The sequence below is a fragment of the Microcoleus sp. genome, from assembly GCF_049646505.1.
Classification (GTDB): domain Bacteria; phylum Cyanobacteriota; class Cyanobacteriia; order Cyanobacteriales; family Microcoleaceae; genus Microcoleus.
In genome coordinates this window covers 1-2,127 of the sequence record NZ_JBARVX010000360.1, presented here as the reverse complement: position 1 = coordinate 2,127, position 2,127 = coordinate 1, and the positions used below count along the sequence as shown (strand labels likewise).

The 2,127-nt window shown below is 46.2% G+C and carries 3 protein-coding genes; 2 read left to right on the top strand and 1 reads right to left on the bottom strand.

Translation table 11 applies throughout. The annotated features are described in order from the left end of the window. A partial coding sequence (gene gcvT, locus WBA89_RS18435; RefSeq protein WP_424408662.1) for a glycine cleavage system aminomethyltransferase GcvT occupies positions 1–785 on the top strand: 785 nt, incomplete at its 5' end. A 100-nt stretch (positions 786–885) separates the two neighbouring features. Here the strand turns inward: gcvT and WBA89_RS18430 are convergent. After that, on the bottom strand, positions 886–1,731 hold the full coding sequence (locus WBA89_RS18430; protein ID WP_424408661.1) for an alpha/beta hydrolase: 846 nt from the start codon (positions 1,729–1,731) through the stop codon (positions 886–888). Between the two features lie 60 nt (positions 1,732–1,791). Here WBA89_RS18430 and gcvH point away from each other — a divergent pair. After that, on the top strand, positions 1,792–2,127 hold a 336-nt coding region (gene gcvH, locus WBA89_RS18425; protein WP_424408660.1), incomplete at its 3' end, for a glycine cleavage system protein GcvH.

Here is a 2,127-nt window from a genome sequence, read left to right as displayed (position 1 = left end):
CTGGCGAAGAACGTGCAGCAATCATTGTCAACGCCGCCAATCGCATCGCAGACAAAGCCTGGATAGAAGCCCATTTAGAATCTAGCGAAATTAGTTTTACAGATATCTCCCAAGACCAAGTTTTAATCGCAATTCAAGGCCCGGAAGCTGTTAACTATCTCCAGCCTTTTGTGGAAGACAACCTCGCCCCAATTAAAGCCTTCGGACACTTAGAAACAAACGTTTTAGGACAACCGAGTTTTATCGCCCGAACGGGTTACACCGGCGAAGATGGATTTGAAATCATGGTGGATATAGAAACAGGCAAAAAACTCTGGCAAAAATTCCTCGATGCTGGCGTTGTTCCCTGCGGATTGGGGGCCAGAGATACCTTGCGTTTAGAAGCAGGAATGGCACTTTACGGCCAAGATATCGGCGACAGTACCACACCTTTAGAAGCTGGATTGGGTTGGGTAGTTCACCTCGACAGCAAAGGCGATTTTATTGGGCGCGAGGTTTTGGAACAGCAGAAAGCCAATGGAGTATCGAAGCGGTTGGTAGGGTTAGAAATGGAAGGGCGACACATTGCGCGCCACGGCTATCCGATAATATTTGAAAGCGAAAAAGTAGGAGAAGTTACTAGCGGTACATTGTCGCCTACCTTGAATCGGGCAGTCGCCCTCGCGATGCTTCCGGTAAAATTAGCGAAAATTGGCCAGCGGTTAGAAGTCGAGATTCGTGGCAAAAATTATCCCGCGACGGTGGTTAAAAAACCATTTTATCGATCACCAAACCGACCTAATTAAATTAAGTAGGTGAGCATTGATTCAGGGGCGGGCTAGAAGCCCACCCCACAAGAAAGTGTAAGTGTATGTGTTCTTGTGGAACGGGCTTCTAGCCCGTTGCTCATAATTGTGGTCGAGAAGATTCATCTACGAGCTTAGCAAATTGTCGCAAAGTTGCAGCATAGCGATCGCCCGCCACCTCCATCAAATCATTGTGTCCGGCGCGATCGACCCAAAAATTGAATTTAGGCTGCTTAGCGGCCGCAAACAACTGCTCTCCATGCCAAAAATGCACCACCCGATCAGCCTTACCATGAATCACCAAAACAGGCGATCGAACTTTGCCAATCTTATCAATATTCACAAACTTGTCAAAGGGTAAAATCGGAATCCGCGTCAACACCCGAAAAGCCGAAACAAAGGAACTTTCAACCACCAAACCACCGACTTTTTGCCGCGATGCCAAATCAATTGCCGGCCCACCGCCCACAGAACGCCCATAAAGAATAATTTGCTTTGCAGATACTCCCAACTGTTGGGTTAAATAATTATAAACAGCATCAATATCGCGATAAGTATTATCCTCAGAAGGCTTTCCCTGACTCGTCCCGTAACCTTGATAATCGTAAGCAAATACAGCAAACCCGCTATCTCGAATTTCTCCGAGTAGCCACAAAATGCCGCCCAAGTCTTCCGCATTCCCGTGACTGTAAAGTATGGTATATTGAGCTTGGGGGTTAGGAAAATGAACAGCAGAAATTTTCATGCCATTAGCTGAGCTAAGTTTAATAATTTCGCTGGTATCCTGGTAGCCAGCAGCCGGAGGTTGAAAAATCATCCTGTCTGAAAAGAAGACAGCGTAAAAACACAGAAAAGCGTAGATAAAAATTACCGAACGCAAGACTCGTTTGAGAGAGAATTCCCCGAAAAGTAAAGGTTTGATATTTTTCTTATTCCAGTTCACCATCACTAAACGCCCATAATTTAATAAGATTTAACTGATACTTTTTGATTGCAAGGAATTGACATGGCACTAACATACCCCGACGACCTGAAATACTTAGACACTCACGAATACATCCGACTCGAAGGGGAAATCGCCACCATCGGGATTAGCGCTTTTGCTGTTGACCAACTCGGCGATATCGTGTTTCTAGATTTGCCAGAAGTCGATTCTCGCCTGGAAAAAGGCGAAGCTTTCGGTACAGTCGAGTCTGTGAAAGCAGTTGAAGATTTGAAAGCCCCCGTTACGGGTACTGTCGTAGAACGCAACGATGACATTATAGAGTCTCCCGAAAACTTGGCGGAAGACCCCTATGGCGCTGGCTGGCTGCTGAAAGTGCGCGTTGACAATCTCAGCGAC

Bases quoted from the DNA above. Each gene is read 5' to 3' on its own strand.
- WBA89_RS18430 (WP_424408661.1), bottom strand. From the start codon at position 1,731: ATGGTGAACTGGAATAAGAAAAATATCAAACCTTTACTTTTCGGGGAA.